Here is an 18,402-nt window from a genome sequence, read left to right as displayed (position 1 = left end):
CAAACTTTCTAACATTGCTAAATTAATAAAGGTTTTAGAAGGCATTGCGTGTGTCTTTGTTATTAAACCGTTAATTAAGTAGTGTATTTGAAAGCTTGGAATCTACAATTCGCTAACTATACGTACGAGCTACAACCAAAATATAATTAAATGCAAAGTTTATTAGTAGCTATGTACGGGTTATGTATCAAAGTACAGTAAAACGAGGTTAACGCAATTATTTGTAAAAAACAAGGATTAAAATCTATCAGTACCAATTGGCAACGAAGTGTTTTAATGAGAGGAAATATAAGGGTGTTTTTAATCATTTCAATTAAATCAATGGCTTGTATTTATTATCAAAAGTAGATAGGAGGGTCTTTATGGCAAGTTATAGGACTTGCCATAAAATGATGAAACAATAAAATTTGTTAAAAACCCTTAATTTGTTGTTGATTTATATTTATTTTCAACCATTTTGCATGTAACAATGATTTAGATAAAGGCTTTAATTGGCTGATTCATCCGCCTTACAACTTTTATATAGCCTGTGTCTTTTGATTTTTAACATGAATAGCATTAAGATAAAGTTTGAATGTTCATTAGAGAATCACTGGTAACTGTGCGTCAACTGGGCTTATGAGTGTGAATGGACATAAGTAGTCCAAATCCTGCCATCAAAGTGACGATTGCAGTACCGCCATAGCTAATGAAGGGCAGAGGAACGCCAACGACGGGTAAAATACCACCAACCATACCCACATTAACGAACACATAAACAAAGAAAGACATGGCAATTGCACCCGCTAGTAATCTACTGTATACATCAGGATGGGTGAAAGCGATGTATAAGGCGCGCAGGAGCAAACAGGAATAAATGAACATTAATAAATCACACCCAACAAGCCAAACTCTTCTGAAAAAGCCGCGATAAAAAATCAGTATGACCTTCTGGTAAAAAATGTAAATGCGACTGCGTGCCTTCTAAATAGCCCTTACCAGTGAGTCCACCCGCACCGATGGCGGTTTTTGACTGAATGATATTCCACCCAGCCCCTTGTACATCGGCTTCAGGATTGAGCAGTGTTAAGACACGGGTACGCTGATAATCATGTAATAGAAAATTCCAAGCAATCGCAATAAGCGGTATCGCTAATATGGCGGCAGCTGAAATCAATCGCCAAGACAACCCTGCCAAAAAAAGCACAAAGATACCACTGGCTGCCACCAATAGCGACGTCCCAAGATCAGGCTCTTTTGCAATTAATAATACAGGGACGATGATTAAGGCTAAGGTAATGACGATGCTAGATAGAGAGGGCGGTAGATCACGCTTGGATAAAAACCAAGCACACATCATTGGCATCCCAAGTTTCATAAATTCTGAGGGTTGCACACTGCCAAACCCTGGTAAATTAATCCAGCGCTGAGCACCCATACGTACTTCACCGATGATATCGACCAATACCAATAAAATTAATCCCATTACATAAAAGATAGGTGTAAAAGTGCGATAAAGGCTAGGCGGTATCTGTGCCATGATAAACATAACCGTAAAGGCCACACCATAGCTGACCATTTGACGTAATACCATACCGACATCTTGACCGGCCGCACTATATAAAATTGTCAAACCAATGCAGCAAACCGTCAATAAGAGAAGGGTCAACCATGGATCGATATGTATACGCTGCCATAACGATGGTGCATGGCCTTGGCCTAAATGATGGCTCTGACGTGAAAAACGGTATTGCGGATTAGAAGACATAGGCAAAGTGTGTCTGGCAATTGAGGTAAGAGGGAATTTTCAAATCAGATCAACATTTAAAGGCAATCGCACCATATCTATATCTATGCAAGTAAAATATCGTAGATAAAGTAACACATAAGAAATAAAGTCACATAATTATAAAAATTATAAGGATAAGTGTTAATTACCAATAACACGCCTCTGATTAGAGGCGATAGTTTAGCTTGCTTGCTGAAAATTTGATAGTATCGATAAAACGTTTTTAGCGGTAGCTTGTTGCAATGACCAATACAAAAAAATATCCTTATAGGCAGATTCACAAGCCTATGCTTGCACTACTCATCTGTGCCAGTAGCATCTCTGTTCATGCCGCTATTATCAGCGACAATAGTGAGCGCCGTATCCAAGTACGTCAGGGTAGTAGTAGTAACGCTCACATCAGACCTTCGACGAATACTACAAGCTATAATTCTGGCGTTACCATGCTGAGTGGCGATAGCATGCAAGGATTGATTGCTCAAAAGCAGCGTGATTTTGAGTTCGATGACAGTCTGTCTATTGAAGAAAATAAGCGCATGAATGTCAATCGGCGCGCGCCTGCTTATAATACAACTTACAGTAATAACAGCTACAGCACTGCGAACAATACTTACAATAGTACTTATACTGATTCTATTAGTATGGATTTTAACGCGTGGTTGAATAGCAATAGCTACCGTGCTAGGCAAGTGGCAGATTTTCAACGCTACCTAAATTCGCGGGTAGGGGTACACAATGTACCGCCTATGTCGCAATTGCTCACAACAGCGCGAAGCTGGAGCAAATGTGGTTATGAGCCTTATCAGCTGCCACCGCAAGAGTTATGGGCAAATATCGTCCCGACATTACGTTTGTACGGCGAATTGAAGCATCAAGGAATTCTACCTATCAGTAGTGAAATACGCTCGGTATATCGCAGTCCTGGCCTTAATGACTGTGCAGGTGGAGCCGACAGTAGCAAGCATATGAATGCCAGTGCTATTGACATCTGGGTGCCAGAGTATGAAGATAACTTATGGCGGCTCAGTACGATGCAAGATGGCTTGTGCCAGTTTTGGCAATATCAGGGTCAATCTCACAATTTCGGTTTAGGCCTATATGCTACGGGTGCGATACATATAGACACCGATGGTTATCGTAAATGGGGCTTTAATCATGCCAGCAGCTCATCTTCGTGCCGCTATTAAGTCATCTATGATCTATTAAAAAATCAAATAAATATAAGCCAGAGCGAATTAAGTTAGATTAAAAGCGCTATAATAATACTGATGAAAGGCAGCGCTAAATGATGAATAGTTTAGCATTAAAAAACTATGGTTAATGATCATTTAGTTTATGAAATCACATAGCGTCTATTGTAAGTAGGATTTATGAAGAAGCGGTATTCAACGATGGTGAACACACATAAGTCTGATAAGCCAAAAAAAGCGTTTTTACAATCAAATAACACGTATATGGCTTTGTTTGGTTCAGTTTTGCTCTCTCTTTATTGGTCAGTGCTTGTAGCCCAGAAACGTTTTCTGAACAAGGCTCTCTAACGGCAGAAGATTCCGCTACTGATCCTGACAGAAACTTACAGGACGTTGAAGATATTGAAGATAATATTAAGAACTCTTATGCTCGGCTGGCTTCAAAGCGCTCAGATATCTGTCCAAAACTCATACAAGAAGAAATAGGCAGTCAGGTCGTTGAGCGTACTGCAGAAGTGATGGTGAATAATCATTGTGATTATTTTTTATACCCACGCAGTGGTCAGCAGATCTCGGTTAGCATTAACGACAGTCAAATTGAAGCGCTACTGATAGTGCCAGCGCTGCATGACTTCGCCAATGGTGATTATAAAGTAGACTCTTATGACAAGCACGTGATTCGATTGACCTATAATGGTGCAACTTATAAGCCTGAAAATTTCATGTATGACGTGGCAGTGACTATTTCTGGTTAAGAGCATTTTTTTGCATGGACAACCCACTATCGACTTTTAGGGGCTGTAGTAGATAAGGATTAAACATCACACCATATTCTCAGAGTTTTAAGCTGAGTAGACGGTGATCCATAGTTGAATCTAAACTCACACTCTTTTAAAAATAAATGGAAGTTCTTCTTATCGATCCCATTATATTTTCTGAGTATTCGTTTAGACTGATTCCAAAAGTTCTCAATGCCATTGATGTGATTGTTTTTACCGCAAGCAAACTCTTTAGAGTGATTGACTCTGAAATGTTTAAACTCGCTCACATCTAACGCATTGTAACTTCGATAACTATCAGTATAAACAAAGCTGTCAGGCTTGATTTTACGCTTAATAACAGACATTAGAGTCGTCTGTTTGGTGTCTGCTACGACAATGGTATAAACCTTACAATTTCGTTTTAGAATACCAAATACAGCTGTCTTACCAGCAGCCCCGCGACCTCTTTTGCCTTTGCGTACGCCGCCAAAGTAACTTTCATCTAATTCGACTTCACCATCAAAGAGCTCATCAGCTTCTAGTGAGAGATGGTAATCTATCACTAGTCTTATTTTATGATAACAAAGTACGGCAGTGTTAGGCTGAATATTGAGCAAATCTGCGGCTGTTCTAGCGGTTACTTCAGCCGTAAAAAACTCTAATAGCCTTCGCTGTAGTTTTTTGCTTATTTTACAATGGGTTATCTTCATAAAAGTAGTCTAGCATAGTGCTTATCTACCACAGTCCCAGAAATAATTAAGGAAAATTTATGCATATCACTGCTAATTTCGATGCTGGTAATATTGAGGTTATTAATTTAGAAGATAAAAAAAATATCCAATTGGCTATTCGTCCGGACGTCGGTGGCGAGTTTTTTCAGTGGTTTAATTTTCGCTTGACAGGTGAGGTTGGTGAGCAATATGTGCTCAATATTATGAATGCAGGGGATGCAGCATTTCCTGCAGGGTGGGAGAATTACCAAGCGGTGGCGTCGTACGATCGCGACTATTGGTTTCGTCTGCCAACTTCTTATAAAGACGGCAAACTAACCATAACGTCAGAGTTGGAATGTGAAACCATTCAAATTGCTTTTTTTGCCCCTTACAGTGATGAGCGTCATCAAGATTTATTAGCAGCGGTGCAAATGCATCCATTAGTGACGTTAGAGCATTTGGGAGAAACCCTTGATAAGCGCGATTTAACCTTAGTCAAAATTAGTGATGGCGCTAGCAATAACGATGCGCCTAAACGCAATATTTGGATTACGGCACGTCAACATCCCGGAGAGACGATGGCCGAATGGTTGGTCGATGGTCTACTGCATAGCCTGTTAGATGGTGATAATGCCACGGGTAAACTGTTATTAGATAAAGCTAATTTCTATATTGTGCCCAATATGAACCCAGATGGCAGCGTGAGAGGTCATTTGCGTACTAACGCAGTTGGGACTAACCTAAACCGTGCTTGGTCAAATCCAAGTTTAGAAACCAGCCCAGAAGTCTTTCATGTCATTAATAAAATGGAAGAGACGGGTGTTGACTTGTTTTATGATGTACACGGTGATGAAGAAATACCTTTTGTGTTCCTTGCTGGCTCGCAGGGTACACCAAATTATAGTGACCGCCTCGCACGTCTACGCGATAGATTCTCAGAAGTGTTAAAGATCGCCAGTGCTGACTTTCAGACGGAAGAAGGCTATGACGTAGATGCACCGGGTACAGCGAATATGACGCTTGCGACTCACTGGGTTGCCGAACGCTTTGACTGCCTTGCCAATACCTTGGAGATGCCATTTATAGACAACAATAATGTCCCCGATGCGGATACAGGTTGGTCACCAGAGCGCTCTATGAAATTAGGGGAAGCCTCATTAGTGGCTATGTTGGCAGTCGTGGATGATTTACGTGAGTGAATCATTTAGGTGGATTGTTTGGGTTATGAAATCAGTCCATCCACTCAAGGATTACTTGTTCAACACTCTCTATGCCATTCCAAATTTCCTTAGATACGCCATCAGGTTGATCTGCTGCCAGACCTTGCGAGTGCCAGAAGGGCACTTGCAATCCTACCGGACGCGCTCACTCTTACCGATATAACAATCGTTATGCTAACTGTGCTGTGAGCGTTTGGGTGGGCGAATTTTGCTCATAACGCTCTTTTTCCATAAAACTATCCCAGATTATTTTACTTATCTAAGACAGCCCTGAATATTAAACATCCTTTAATATAAATATACAGGTATGTTAGCTTTATGTTTTAATAAATGACAGTTGTCATTTATGAGCATGGTTAATGTAAGTGGCATAGTAAGTGACATAGATAGCCTTGATTTTATCAACGAGTAGTTTTTGGACTTATGGAGCGAGCTATGAATAAAGTATTTAAAAAGATTTGGAGTCAATCATTAGGTTGTATAGTGGTGGTGTCTGAAAATACTAAGAGCGCTGGTAAGACTAGCGGCACGACTGGCACTATCGCCCTGATAGCTCGCTCAAATGACTATAAGATGTTGACTCTAAAAGGGCTTGCCTTCAGTATCGCAGCGATCAGTGGCTCGACAGTGTGGGCAGGCGTGGTATGCGTAACGGATCCTGTTTCGGGAGGAAGTACGGCAACAGGTGTAATTGCAGTAGCCTGTGGAATAAATAATGCAGCAGACGGTCTCAATAGCAGTGCTTTAGGTATTGACAATAAAGCTTCAAATGAAGCGACTAGTGCGCTAGGTCATGCAAATGAAGCAACAGGTAACTCTAGCAATGCAGTGGGATTTTTCAATAAGTCTTCGGGTAGTTATAGCAGTGCGGTTGGTTATACTAATAGGGCATCAGGTGATTATAGTAGTGCGTTAGGTGCTAATAATGAAGCATCAGTTAAGTACAGTAGTGCTGTTGGTTATAACAATACCGCAGCGCGTATCAATAGCAGTGCGGTAGGCTCTAATAATATCGCCTCAGAGGGTTATAGTAGTGCATTTGGTTATAACAACACGGCATCGAACATAAATAGCAGTGCAATTGGCTATAAAAATACCGCCTCGAATGTAAATAGCAGTGCCGTCGGTTATAATAATACAGCATCAGGTGAAGACAGTAGTGCCATCGGTTTTGAAAATACATCAGAGGGTAACTATAGTGTTGCAGTTGGTTATCAGAATACCGCATCAGGTACAGACAGCAGCGTGTTTGGCAGTAATAGCCAAGCAACTGCGACAGGCGCAACCGCCATAGGTAGTTTCTCCATTGCAGATGAAAGAGATACGATTTCAGTTGGTAGCAAGGGTTTCGAAAAACGTATCACTAATGTGGCAGATGCGACAAATGATACAGATGCGGTAAATAAACGATATACCGACGACAAAGCGACCGAGACTTTGACCGCCTCCAAAGGTTACACCGACGACAAAGCGACCGAGACTTTGACCGCCTCCAAAGGTTATACCGATGGCAAAGCGACCGAGACTTTGACCGCCTCCAAAGGTTACACCGATGGCAAAGCGACCGAGACTTTGACCGCCTCCAAAGGCTATACCGACGGCAAAGCAACCGAGACTTTGACCGCCTCCAAAGGCTATACCGACGAAAAAGCAACTGAAACCTTAACCGCCTCTAAAGGTTATACCGACGAAAAAGCAACTGAAACCTTAACCGCCTCTAAAGGTTATACCGACGAAAAAGCAACTGAAACCTTAACCGCATCAAAAGGTTATACCGACGGAAAAGCAACCGAGACTTTAACCGCATCGAAAGGTTATACCGACGAAAAAGCAACTGAAACCTTAACCGCATCGAAAGGTTATACCGACGAAAAAGCAACTGAAACCTTAACCGCCTCTAAAGGTTATACCGACGAAAAAGCAACTGAAACCTTAACCGCATCAAAAGGTTATACCGACGGAAAAGCAACCGAGACTTTAACCGCATCGAAAGGTTATACCGACGAAAAAGCAACTGAAACCTTAACCGCATCAAAAGGTTATACCGACGGAAAAGCAACCGAGACTTTAACCGCATCGAAAGGTTATACCGACGAAAAAGCAACTGAAACCTTAACCGCATCCAAAGGCTACACCGACGACAAAGCGACCGAAACCTTAACCGCCTCAAAAGGCTATACCGATGGCAAAGCAACAGAGACTCTGGCATTGTCACAAAGTTATACGAATGATCAGGTATTGAGCGTTAAACAGGACATTGCTGCACAGCATAAATACCTAAGCATCAATGGTGGTACGTCTGCAGAAGCGATTGCTAGTGGAGACAACGCAATGGCTTTAGGCACTAATGCGGCGGCGCAGGGCAAGCAATCTATTGCAATGGGAGATGGAGCCCAAGCAATCGGTGAGCAAGCTATCAGCATTGGCACTGGTAATAAAGTGACTGGAAATCATTCAGGTGCGATTGGCGATCCAAGTACGGTCAGTGGCAATAACAGCTATAGTATGGGCAATAATAATACCGTGTCTGGCGACAATACTTTTGTGCTCGGCAATAATATCAATACTACGGCAAAAAACGCCGTGGTACTCGGTAATGACTCTAGCTCTAGCCGTGAAAACACAGTGTCGGTTGGTTCGGATATTAACCAGCGTCAGATTATCAATGTTGCTAATGGTACCGCTAATAATGACGCAGTCAATGTCAGTCAGTTACAAGACGCAAAAACAAGCGCTATCGAAACCTCGAACACCTATACTGATACTAAATTTAATGCTCTAAATGACTCTATTCACAATTATCTGCAAGACAATGGACAGCGCTTTAAGGAAATTGATGATCGTTTTGATCGTCAAGGTGCGATGAGTGCTGCGATGTTAAACATGGCAACCAGCACGTCAGGTCTACAAGGTAAGAACCGTATAGGCGTGGGCGCAGGTTTTCAGGGCTCCGAGCAAGCGGTCTCATTGGGGTATCAGCGTGTCATTAATCCCAATACCAGCTTTAGTCTCGGTGGTGCTTTCACGAAAGATGAGAACTCTGGTGGCATGGGTATGGGCTTTAGCTGGTAAGCATTAAGTAAACCAAAAGCCAGAAAAAGGACATTAACTTGTCCTTTTTCTCTGATGACCATTTTTACTTATTATCTAAAACTTCTTATAGCCCAAACCTTTTTGAATGCCAATCCTGCCGCGAGCTAAGCGGTCGCTTGAGCTGCCTTATTTCTTTAAGCGCTGCCATAAGCTTAGGGTCATAAGGCAATGTCACAAGGCAATTTATATAATGTCACCTGCGTGCATTACACTTCAACTTACTACCGTGTTCAATAACTCTGTGTATAAATTAACAAAGTTACCCTAACAGCACACCGCATAAACCGACAACAGCTATAACACGTTGAATAATCAAACTGTCTTGCAGGTGAGTGTTTAGATAAGTGGCAAATCCTTTGCCGATAGTATATAGACCTAGCATGGCAATAATCATACCCGTAAAGAAGCCAGCGGTATTACTGTTTGCAGGCACTTCGATTGCATGAGCTGCACCGTGGAACATAGCAAGCGCACCAAAGCCAATGACTAAGGATTTATACACGGTTTTGACGGACATCTCGTGGTTTTGATTCAATGCCACATTAAAGTAGCGGCTCATAAGTGCCATGGTCAGTAGTACGATAGAGAGTAGAATGCCATATTCAATAAACACGCTATTCAAGCTCACACTTAAACTCAGTACAAATCCTGTTACTAGACCAATTAATAGTGCTACAAAGCCTTTTTTAAAGCTGTGCATTTGAGTAAATAGCATCCCCATGCCAAGCGCTAACATCAGATGGTCGAACCCAGTCAAAGGGTGCATGATACCAGACAATATTGAAAGGCTAAATGAGCCATCTGCTGCCATCAACTCATGCCCAGGGTGAGCAAATGCGAGTGTTGGTAGTAATGATAACAGTGCTAAGCCACTGATCATGGTGGTTTTTTGGAAGAGGTTTTTGCGTGTCATCGTTTTGGCTGTGTCTGTTGTCATGATAAATCCTTAATAAATAAACAAATCGATATAAAAACTGACTGATAATCCACTGATCCATCAGCGGTTTGTAGAGCACTTATTGATGCCATCACCTAAGGCATTCTACGCCACACTTAACATGCCTTTATCTAAGATAAAAGCAACAATGTCATCAACGCCTTCACCCGTTTTCATGTTGCTAAAGACCACAGGCTTATCGCCCCGCATTTTTTTGGCATCACGTGCCATCACCTCAAGTGACGCGCCTACGAAAGGGGCAAGGTCGGTTTTATTGATAATGAGCAAGTCCGATTTCATGATACCAGGGCCGCCTTTACGAGGAATTTTATCGCCTGCAGACACGTCAATGACATATAGTGTCAAGTCGGACAATTCAGGGCTAAAAGTTGCTGCCAAATTATCACCACCAGACTCGATGATAATAAGCTCAAGACCTGCAAATTGCTGCTGTAATTCGGCGATGGCAGATAAGTTAATTGAGGCATCTTCACGAATGGCAGTATGCGGGCAGCCACCGGTTTCAACACCGCGAATGCGCTCAGCTGGCATCGCCTCATTGCGGGTTAAAAATTCAGAGTCTTCTTTGGTATAAATATCATTAGTCACCACTGCCATATTGATGTCATCCCGCAGGCGTTGACATAGTCTCAGCGTCAATGCCGTTTTTCCTGAGCCTACAGGGCCACCAATGCCTAAACGTAGCGGAGAGAGCGTCGTTTCTAAATTTTTGTTTTCGACTTTGGGTGTTAGTGCCATAGATAAAGTTCCTTGATGAGAGTTGTATTTATTAGCGATTAAGAGCGAAATAGGCGGCTGTATTGCCTTTCATGCTGACAAGATAGTATGGCTAAATTTGGTAGGTTGGCGGACATATGTAGCTGTTGAGAGAAGATTTAGCTTAAATGTTGTTATATCAGAGCGATCAGTCATTAACGCCATATGTTGAGCGTGCGAAAATTTTTGCTGGACATTAGCAGCCAGTGGCTGTATTTGCTGACTTAATAACTGTTGCAGCTGCCAAATGATGCGCTGTCCTGCCATTTGTCCAAGCGGTACGGTTTTGACCGCAGCCAGCACCATGTTTTCAATTTGACCAAAGGCATAGGTGGTCATGGCTTGTACAGGCTTAAGTTGCCAGTGCGAGCTGATATGGGCAAACAGTGGCAAAAAACCATGAACGAGTAAGCTATCAGGCACATTGAGCTCAAGAACATTATCTAACCATGCGGATAAAGACAGTGCCAATTGACTTGACTCATAGACGAATTCTTTGGTTTCGCGGCTAGCGTGGTAATCGGCACCTAAAGCATCAGTCAGCGCCACATCATTAATCATAAGTGCCTCTATCATCAGAGCCAGTAGCGGTAGCTCATAACGACACAATGCCAGTTCCAAATAATCACTCATAAAATCCATGCTACTGCTTTCATCATGAATAAGCCCTGACTCGATAGCAGGCTCTATGCCTTGCGAGTAGGTATAACTGCCAATAGGTAGGTTGCTTGACGCCAGCATGAGCAAACGTCCAGTTACCTCTGTATTACTCAGATCATTTATACCTTGTGCGGTACGGGTAGTCTGCTGTGAGTGTGTGGCGTGATTAGTCATGATTATGCTCATGGCTATGGCTGTGAGCGTCAGAGTGATTATGCTGATGGTTATCACTATGTGCATGGCTATGACTATGATCACGATTGTGGCTATGAGAGTGAGAATGTCCGCCGTGCTCACCTTTATACGCACCCGTTTCTGGCTCAAATGGCGCTTGTACGGCTTGGGTATGTAGGCCAAGTTGATGTAACATCGCTTCTAAAACATGGTCAGGCTCAAAGTAGAGTGCATTAGGTGTCAGCATTAAAGGCACATGGCGGTTGCCTAAATGGTAAGCGCCCTTCATAAGGTCAAAATCATTATCGGCAGTCACTTCGATTAATCCCTGCTTGGCAGCTATTATTTGTATCAAGTTGCCTTGATAGTCTGCTAAAACACTGCCATTCTTAATGGTTTCCGTACGTGGCAAATCAACACCAATGGATTCTTGATGCTGAGTTTCTGCTTTAAAACGGCTACGCTGACGGGTATCGAAATCTAAATATAAAAAGTTTTCTGCCTGTTTTTGCCTATCAATAACTGCTTGTTGTTCAGCGCTAAGGGTTGATAGATCAAGACGTTGCGTATAAATGTTCATAATTATGTTTATAGTCCGTTAAAGTAGATGGTTGACAGCTGATGGTGGATTGTCAGCACGACAATAAAAAGCAGCTAGAATAGAAAATAGCGCTGTGCCATCGGTAGATAGTCGGCAGGCTCACAGGTCAGCAGCCACCATCGGCGTACACTTCATAGGTTTCCGGGTTGACCTCCATCTTAGGACAGTAGCTATTAAACTTCATGTCTTGTTTACGTACCTTACGAATGTTGTGTACCGCTTTAATGACCTTTTCTAACCCTAGTTGTCTAGCAACCCCCTTATCAATAGCCGCACTTGACATAAAGGTGATGCAAGTCTGCGCCACTGTTTTGGGCAAGCTGCCAAACATGCTGCGATAGTGCACAGGCTGCGGGGTTGAAATGGAAGCATTGAGGTCGCCCATGGACGCTGCCGCAATCAAGCCGCCTTTAATGATAAGGTCGGGCTTTACGCCAAAAAATGCAGGCGACCATAAAATTAAATCCGCCCATTTATCTACTTCAATGGATCCCACTTCGTCACTAATGCCATGAGTGATGGCAGGATTGATGGTGTTTTGCGAGGTAGCGTTTGATACGAAAATTATCATGCTGCTATCAGAGTCAGTGGGACTTAGCATGATATTTTCTAATGCTTGCTCAGTTTTAGCTGATTGATCAGGAGCCAGATGACCGCGTTGGGCTTTCATTTTATCAGCTGTTTGCCACGTGCGAATAATGACTTCTCCCACGCGTCCCATCGCTTGCGAATCACTACTCATCATGGAGATGGCACCCATGTCTTGTAAAATATCTTCGGCGGCAATGGTTTCTTTACGAATACGGCTTTCTGCAAAAGCGACATCTTCAGCAATGGCTGGGCTCAAGTGGTGACAAACCATGAGCATGTCGAGATGCTCGTCAATGGTATTAATAGTAAAAGGGCGCGTTGGATTGGTTGATGAGGGTAAAACGTTGGTTTCGCCAATAGCTTTTAAGATATCTGGGGCATGACCGCCGCCAGCGCCTTCGGTATGGAAGGTGTGAATACAGCGGTCTTTAAACGCGCCTAGAGTGCTATCTAAATAGCCGCTTTCATTTAACGTATCAGTATGAATCGCCACTTGCACATCATATTCTTCAGCCACGCTAAGGCAGTTATCAATGGCTTTGGGCGTGGAGCCCCAGTCTTCATGAAGCTTAAGCCCGATAGCACCCGCTTCAATCTGCTCTACAATGGGGGCAGGTAGACTAACATTGCCTTTACCTAAGAATCCGATATTCATCGGAATAGCATCAGTGGCTTTTAGCATGCTGTGAATATGATAAGCACCAGGAGTACAAGTGGTGGCAAGAGTACCTTCAGCAGGTCCCGTACCACCGCCTAACATTGTGGTTACACCAGACATTAATGCCGTCTCACACTGCTGCGGTGCAATGAAGTGAATATGGCTATCGATCCCGCCAGCAGTTAATATTTTACCTTCTCCTGCGATAATTTCGGTAGCAGCGCCAATAGGTAACGTCACGTTAGGCTGAATATCAGGGTTACCGGCTTTACCGATACCGCTAATGCGACCGCCCTTAATAGCGACATCTGCCTTATAGATACCGCTGTAGTCCACAATCAAAGCATTGGTTATAATAGTGTCGGCAACTTGCTCACCTATTAGCTGTGATTGACCCATACCATCGCGGATTACCTTGCCGCCACCAAATTTAACCTCTTCACCAATGCTGATGCTATCAATATCACGCTGGTGATCAATATGACTGGTCAAATCATACTCAACCTCAAGCCATAAATTCGTATCGGCTAAGCGTACTTTATCCCCTGTGGTAGGGCCAAAATGCTCGGCATAGATACGTCGGTCAATGCGTTTTTTTGAGGTATTTTGAGAGGTTTTAGGGTCTACAACGCCCATAACCTTGCCTGAAAAACCATAAATGTGTCGCTTACCGGCGATAGCGACTAGCTCAACTTCGCGCGCTTGGCCCGGCTCAAAGCGTACCGCAGTACCAGATAAGATATTGAGTCGATAGCCAAGCGTCGACTCTCGATCAAAGCTCAGTGCTGCATTGACTTCATAGAAGTGATAGTGAGAACCGATTTGAATAGGGCGGTCGCCGGTATTGATTACCGTTATGGTTTGAACATAGCGACCAGCATTCAAAGCCATATCGCCTGCTTTAATATTATATCGCCTGCTTTTATCGTCATTTTTATTATCCTTAATCGTCTTATGGCAATGGCTCTAGTTCAATATCGTTTTACAGCTTCATAGCAACAAGCTATACGATGGGGTTATGCACTGTCACTAGCTTAGTGCCATCGGGAAAGTCGCTTCAACTTGGACATCATGTATCATCTCTGCAATGCCTTCCATGACGTCATCGGCAGAGAGATAAGTGGCTCCTTCACTCATCAGTTGCGCCACGGTTTTGCCATCACGCGCGCCTTCCATCAGTAACATGCTGATATAAGCGATAGACTCAGGATAATTGAGCTTGACGCCGCGGTTTTTACGACGTTCCGCCACCATGCCTGCGGTAAATAGTAAGAGCTTATCTTTTTCGGTAGGATTTAACTGCATAAAACTTCCTTAATAATTGTCTTTTGAAGACTATGATTCGTTTTTAATCTTTATCAAGTAAATAGGATAAGTAGAGTCACTCTAGTTTGATTAAGCCTTGTTCAAGGATGAGATTAAGTGGGAGCACATGATATTAAGTGTCCCAAATCCTTGGTCGATGAGGCTCAAGCGCGTACCATTTAGACCTGACAAGCTCGCGAATTTGGTAAAAAGCCTCAAAGCAAGCGCGCACATCTGCCCCTAAATAACGGCAATTAATACCTTGAAAATTGTGAGTACAGTGAATAGGTAGTGACTGCGTATCAATGAGATGGCGTATCTCGGTAATAGTGGCATCTAAATATTGGCCAAGCTTGAGCGGATTATTCTGTAACTCAGGTGCAATGACCTCTGTGCTAGGTATTGCCCAAAAAGCCATGCACATGTTGATTGTTCAGTCCTAATGGTGAGGTAAACCAGCGCGTATTGGCTTGCTGGGAGGTGCACTCACTGACCAATAAATCACTCTCACGCCATATCTCTAAGCGGTTGGTATAATGACCATTAGCAAAAGTCTCTTGATATGCTTGACGTCCGAACACACAAATATCCCAAGTCAATAAACTTGCCGTCTTAGCCAAATAAAGCGATTATTGGCAGTAGAGACAGAATGATCGTAATAGATGCTTTCTTGTGGTAGCCATTCAAGAATGGCGTGGTCATCGAGACGTGCGTCGATATGCTGTTCTGCGCTGACAACATCATTAAAACAGTCGTTAGAAGTGTTGCTGTTTGCCGATTGAGTACCGTTGTTAAACCTTGATGAGTCGCTGGGTCTAGAGGATCGTAATGATTGGCGTTGCCCGTACCATTTTCCGGCTCCAGGAGTAGTAATCACCGCATGGCTATTAGAGTGTAGGTTAAACTCCAATGTTAAGCGGTCATCATCAGCAATGCCAGCAGGATACAACACATAAATATGGCAAATCCCTGCTTGGCTGTTATCAGTACTATCAGGCTCAGGATACAGCGCGCGCTGCACCATGAGTGCGCCAGTATGGGCACGATGACACAGCCGAGTTTTTGCAGCAGTAGAGGCGCAGTCGAAATGGAGCTGTAGTGAGGATTGCCAAGTCAAAATTGTGTTCCTTTTTAGAAAGTGTCCTTTTAGAAAGTGTTCTTTTAGATTGCCACCAACTCTTGAATATTGTTTTTTGCCATGTCAACTCCTGCCCCCTGAGCTACGACTTGTCCTCTAGAAAGCACGGTATAGTTATCGGCAAGCTCTTCTGCAAACTCATAAAACTGCTCGACTAAAACAATTGCCATATCGCCTTTATTAGCAAGACTACGAATGACTCTACCAATGTCTTTAATAATGGACGGTTGGATTCCTTCAGTCGGCTCATCAAGTACTAGTACTCGAGGCTCTGATGCAAGCGCACGAGCAATAGCAAGTTGCTGCTGCTGACCGCCAGATAGATCGCCACCGCGGCGATGCTTCATTTCGTCCAGCACTGGAAATATATCATATAAGTGTTTGGGTACTTTACTTGCTTTTCGTTGAGAGAATTTCGCCATGCCAATCAGAATGTTTTCTTCAACGGTCAAAGTAGAAAATATATCGCGTCCTTGCGGCACATAAGCGAGTCCTGCGCGTACACGCTGCTCAGGCGTCATCTGACTAATGTCCTTACCGTCTAATAAAATTTCACCTGATTTTATTGGTAGGATGCCCATCAAGCATTTAAGCAAGGTGGTTTTACCGACGCCATTACGACCCAGTACCACGCTACATTCTCCTACAGGGGCGGCGAGGGTGATATCACGTAAAATGTGACTGCCACCATAATATTGATTTATGGCATTGATTTCTAACATATAAGCACCTCTATTTTTTAGGTCTATTTCTAAGTGTTACTATTTGTTATCGACCTGAGCTTATTACCGACCCAAATAGGTCTCAATAACGGCCTCATTATTCTGTACTTCACTCAACGTGCCTTCAGCCAAAATAGCGCCATTTGCTAAGACCGTTACTTTTTCACTTATGGCATCAATGAAAGTCATGTCATGTTCAACTACGATTAAGGTGTGATTCTTTTTAAGGCGTAGACATAACTCAGCAGTATGTTCCGTTTCGGCGGTCATGCCTGCTACTGGTTCATCAAGTAAGATAAGTTTTGGTCTTTGCATCAGTAACATTCCAATCTCTAGCCACTGTTTTTGACCATGAGACAATAATCCTGCTGGCTTGTTAATCAGCTCTTTTAGGCGTATTTGATCAAGCGTTGAGTCAAGAGTATCTTGGATTTCTGCGTCAATTTTAGTAAACCAGCTTTTTGATACCCGTTTGTCCTTTGGTGCAGCCAGCATTAAGTTATCAAGTACGGTAAATTTCTCAAATACGGTGGGTTTTTGAAACTTACGGCCAATGCCTGCTTCAGCTATTTCTTCGGTAGATAGTTTGGCTAAATTATGTACTTGACCGAAAAATGCGCTGCCTGTGGTCGGGCGCGTTTTACCCGTAATAACATCCATTAAAGTCGTCTTACCTGCGCCATTAGGGCCGATGATGCAGCGTAGCTCGCCCGCCTCAATGTATAAAGACAAATCATTGAGTGCACGAAACGAGTCAAACCACACGCTAACGTCTTCTAAATATAGCGCAATACCATGTCTCATATCTGGACCTGATTTAGAAACAGGATGCGCTAAGCCACCGCTATCTCCATAATCTTCAGCCAAACTAGTGACTGGGTCGGGTAGGCTTGGTTTCTGCAATCGTTATGTTATTTGTATTGTCAAAACTTCCCATTGGCTTATGTATACTAGGATCATTTTGATTTTTAATAAGCGCACGTTAGCTGTTTTTTGGGAAGCAGCATTATTACATATTATTGACATTATTCTTTTTCCTTCTTAAAACGATCGAGTACACCAATGATGCCGTTAGGGAGAAATATAGTAACCACCACAAATAATCCGCCTAGAATAAGTAACCAGAACTCTGGGTAGGCGACGGTAAAATAGGTTTTAATCACATTGACTGTACCAGCGCCTACAATGGCACCGATTAATGAACCTCTGCCTCCAGCAGCCACCCAGACTGCCATCTCGATAGAGTTGACGGGGTTCATCTCGCCTGGGTTAATGATACCAACTTGCGGTACATATAGAGCACCCGATACCAGCTATCATTGCAGACAATACCCAAGCTGAAAGCTTGTACCAAAGCGTGCGATAGCCTAGATATTGCAAGCGATTTTCACTATCACGGATGGCACCAAGCACACGCCCATAAGGCTGGCTCATCAGATAGCGTAGTCCAAGATAGGACAGTAGCAGCGCCAAAGCAGTCGTAAAACACAGCACAGCCCTCGTTGAAGAGGCGGTGATGTCATAGCCTAATAGCGTGGTAAAACCTGTGAAGCCATTGTTACCACCGAAGCCTGTTTCGTTACGGAAGAAATAAGGCGGCAGCATAGGTCATGGCTTGGGTGATAATCGAAAAATAAACCCCTTTGATTTTTGAGCGAAAAGCAAAATAGCCAAAGATAAAAGCGACCAGACCGGGAACTAGCACCACTAAAGCCATCGCCCACCAGAAATGTTGAGTGCCTGCCCAGTACCACGGCAATTCGGTCCAACTCAAAAAACGCATAAAATCTGGCAAGCCCGTGCCAGCAGTTTCACGCGTCAAGTACATACCAAAAGCATAACCTCCTAGCGCAAAATAAAGACCATGACCTAAGCTTAGAATGCCGGCATAGCCCCAGACCAAGTCTAAAGCCAGTGCTACCATGGCGAGCGCCATTATTTTACCAATCAAAGTTATCCAATAAGCAGACAGGTGAAAACTAGAGGTTTCAGGTAACAAATGGAGCCAAGGCAATATCAGTAGCACTAAAAAACACAAACCAATCAAAATAGCATTACGTGGGGAATCAGATAATAATTGAGTCAAACGCATGA

The 18,402-nt window shown here is 43.1% G+C and carries 11 protein-coding genes and 6 pseudogenes; 4 read left to right on the top strand and 13 right to left on the bottom strand.

All coding sequences use genetic code 11. From position 1 onward, the window contains the following. Window positions 1–606: 606 nt before the first annotated feature. Window positions 607–1,747: pseudogene (gene rodA, locus G7Y90_RS12810) on the bottom strand (rod shape-determining protein RodA). A gap of 263 nt (window positions 1,748–2,010) precedes the next feature. Here rodA and G7Y90_RS12805 point away from each other — a divergent pair. Both G7Y90_RS12805 and G7Y90_RS12800 read left to right on the top strand, forming a co-directional pair. Continuing rightward, on the top strand, window positions 2,011–2,955 hold the full coding sequence (locus G7Y90_RS12805) for a D-Ala-D-Ala carboxypeptidase family metallohydrolase (RefSeq protein WP_201560924.1): 945 nt from the start codon (window positions 2,011–2,013) through the stop codon (window positions 2,953–2,955). Window positions 2,956–3,257: 302 nt separating this feature from the next. Further along, complete coding sequence (locus G7Y90_RS12800) at window positions 3,258–3,713, top strand: hypothetical protein (RefSeq protein WP_250162544.1); 456 nt, start codon at window positions 3,258–3,260, stop codon at window positions 3,711–3,713. A gap of 59 nt (window positions 3,714–3,772) precedes the next feature. On the opposite strand, the gene G7Y90_RS12795 is transcribed toward G7Y90_RS12800, so the two are convergent. After that, a complete protein-coding gene (locus tag G7Y90_RS12795) occupies window positions 3,773–4,429 on the bottom strand; it encodes an IS1595 family transposase (protein WP_250162543.1) in 657 nt (218 codons plus the stop codon). Window positions 4,430–4,488: 59 nt separating this feature from the next. Here G7Y90_RS12795 and G7Y90_RS12790 point away from each other — a divergent pair, with 59 nt between their 5' ends. Together G7Y90_RS12790 and G7Y90_RS12785 are read left to right on the top strand one after the other, a co-directional pair. After that, window positions 4,489–5,631, top strand: a complete 1,143-nt coding sequence (locus G7Y90_RS12790) for a M14 family metallopeptidase (RefSeq protein WP_250162542.1) — start codon at window positions 4,489–4,491, stop codon at window positions 5,629–5,631. A 456-nt stretch (window positions 5,632–6,087) separates the two neighbouring features. After that, window positions 6,088–8,724, top strand: a complete 2,637-nt coding sequence (locus G7Y90_RS12785; protein WP_250162541.1) for an ESPR-type extended signal peptide-containing protein — start codon at window positions 6,088–6,090, stop codon at window positions 8,722–8,724. A 280-nt stretch (window positions 8,725–9,004) separates the two neighbouring features. Here G7Y90_RS12785 and G7Y90_RS12780 read toward each other — a convergent pair whose 3' ends face one another. From G7Y90_RS12780 to urtC, 11 genes and pseudogenes are all read right to left on the bottom strand, one after another. Next, window positions 9,005–9,682, bottom strand: a complete 678-nt coding sequence (locus G7Y90_RS12780; RefSeq protein WP_201560962.1) for a HupE/UreJ family protein — start codon at window positions 9,680–9,682, stop codon at window positions 9,005–9,007. Between the two features lie 105 nt (window positions 9,683–9,787). Next, window positions 9,788–10,441 (bottom strand): urease accessory protein UreG, encoded by a 654-nt coding sequence (gene ureG / locus G7Y90_RS12775; protein ID WP_201560961.1) that lies wholly within the window; start codon window positions 10,439–10,441, stop codon window positions 9,788–9,790. Between the two features lie 38 nt (window positions 10,442–10,479). Further along, window positions 10,480–11,293, bottom strand: a pseudogene (locus tag G7Y90_RS12770) (urease accessory protein UreF). Next, entirely contained in the window at window positions 11,286–11,873 is a 588-nt protein-coding gene (gene ureE / locus G7Y90_RS12765) for an urease accessory protein UreE (RefSeq protein ID WP_201560959.1), read from the bottom strand. The pseudogene G7Y90_RS12770 and the gene ureE overlap by 8 nt, the downstream one beginning before the upstream one ends. Before the next feature lie 127 nt (window positions 11,874–12,000). Then, window positions 12,001–13,779 (bottom strand): urease subunit alpha, encoded by a 1,779-nt coding sequence (gene ureC / locus G7Y90_RS12760; RefSeq protein ID WP_284143875.1) that lies wholly within the window; start codon window positions 13,777–13,779, stop codon window positions 12,001–12,003. Next, window positions 13,765–14,034, bottom strand: a pseudogene (locus G7Y90_RS12755) (urease subunit beta); the annotation flags it as partial. The pseudogene G7Y90_RS12755 and the gene ureC, both read right to left, overlap by 15 nt. 112 nt (window positions 14,035–14,146) lie before the next feature. Beyond that, window positions 14,147–14,448, bottom strand: a pseudogene (gene ureA / locus G7Y90_RS12750) (urease subunit gamma). 133 nt (window positions 14,449–14,581) lie between these two features. Beyond that, window positions 14,582–15,565, bottom strand: a pseudogene (locus G7Y90_RS12745) (urease accessory protein UreD). Between the two features lie 44 nt (window positions 15,566–15,609). Beyond that, window positions 15,610–16,308, bottom strand: coding sequence for an urea ABC transporter ATP-binding subunit UrtE (urtE, locus tag G7Y90_RS12740; RefSeq protein ID WP_201560956.1), 699 nt, complete (start codon window positions 16,306–16,308; stop codon window positions 15,610–15,612). A 63-nt stretch (window positions 16,309–16,371) separates the two neighbouring features. Next, window positions 16,372–17,175: an urea ABC transporter ATP-binding protein UrtD gene (urtD, locus tag G7Y90_RS12735; RefSeq protein ID WP_349773351.1), complete on the bottom strand. Its 804-nt coding sequence runs from the start codon at window positions 17,173–17,175 to the stop codon at window positions 16,372–16,374. Between the two features lie 158 nt (window positions 17,176–17,333). After that, a pseudogene (gene urtC / locus G7Y90_RS12730) lies at window positions 17,334–18,400 on the bottom strand (urea ABC transporter permease subunit UrtC). Between the last annotated feature and the right edge of the window lie 2 nt (window positions 18,401–18,402).

Source organism: Psychrobacter sp. WY6, assembly GCF_018448495.1.
In the GTDB taxonomy this organism is placed as follows: Bacteria; Pseudomonadota; Gammaproteobacteria; order Pseudomonadales; family Moraxellaceae; genus Psychrobacter.
This window is presented reverse-complemented; position numbering and strand designations above follow the sequence as displayed.

Bases quoted from the DNA above. Each gene is read 5' to 3' on its own strand.
- G7Y90_RS12805 (WP_201560924.1), top strand. From the start codon at position 2,011: ATGACCAATACAAAAAAATATCCTTATAGGCAGATTCACAAGCCTATG.
- urtE (WP_201560956.1), bottom strand. From the start codon at position 16,308: ATGTTAGAAATCAATGCCATAAATCAATATTATGGTGGCAGTCACATT.
- ureE (WP_201560959.1), bottom strand. From the start codon at position 11,873: ATGAACATTTATACGCAACGTCTTGATCTATCAACCCTTAGCGCTGAA.
- ureG (WP_201560961.1), bottom strand. From the start codon at position 10,441: ATGGCACTAACACCCAAAGTCGAAAACAAAAATTTAGAAACGACGCTC.
- G7Y90_RS12785 (WP_250162541.1), top strand. From the start codon at position 6,088: ATGAATAAAGTATTTAAAAAGATTTGGAGTCAATCATTAGGTTGTATA.
- G7Y90_RS12780 (WP_201560962.1), bottom strand. From the start codon at position 9,682: ATGACAACAGACACAGCCAAAACGATGACACGCAAAAACCTCTTCCAA.
- G7Y90_RS12795 (WP_250162543.1), bottom strand. From the start codon at position 4,429: ATGAAGATAACCCATTGTAAAATAAGCAAAAAACTACAGCGAAGGCTA.
- ureC (WP_284143875.1), bottom strand. From the start codon at position 13,779: ATGGGCGTTGTAGACCCTAAAACCTCTCAAAATACCTCAAAAAAACGC.
- G7Y90_RS12790 (WP_250162542.1), top strand. From the start codon at position 4,489: ATGCATATCACTGCTAATTTCGATGCTGGTAATATTGAGGTTATTAAT.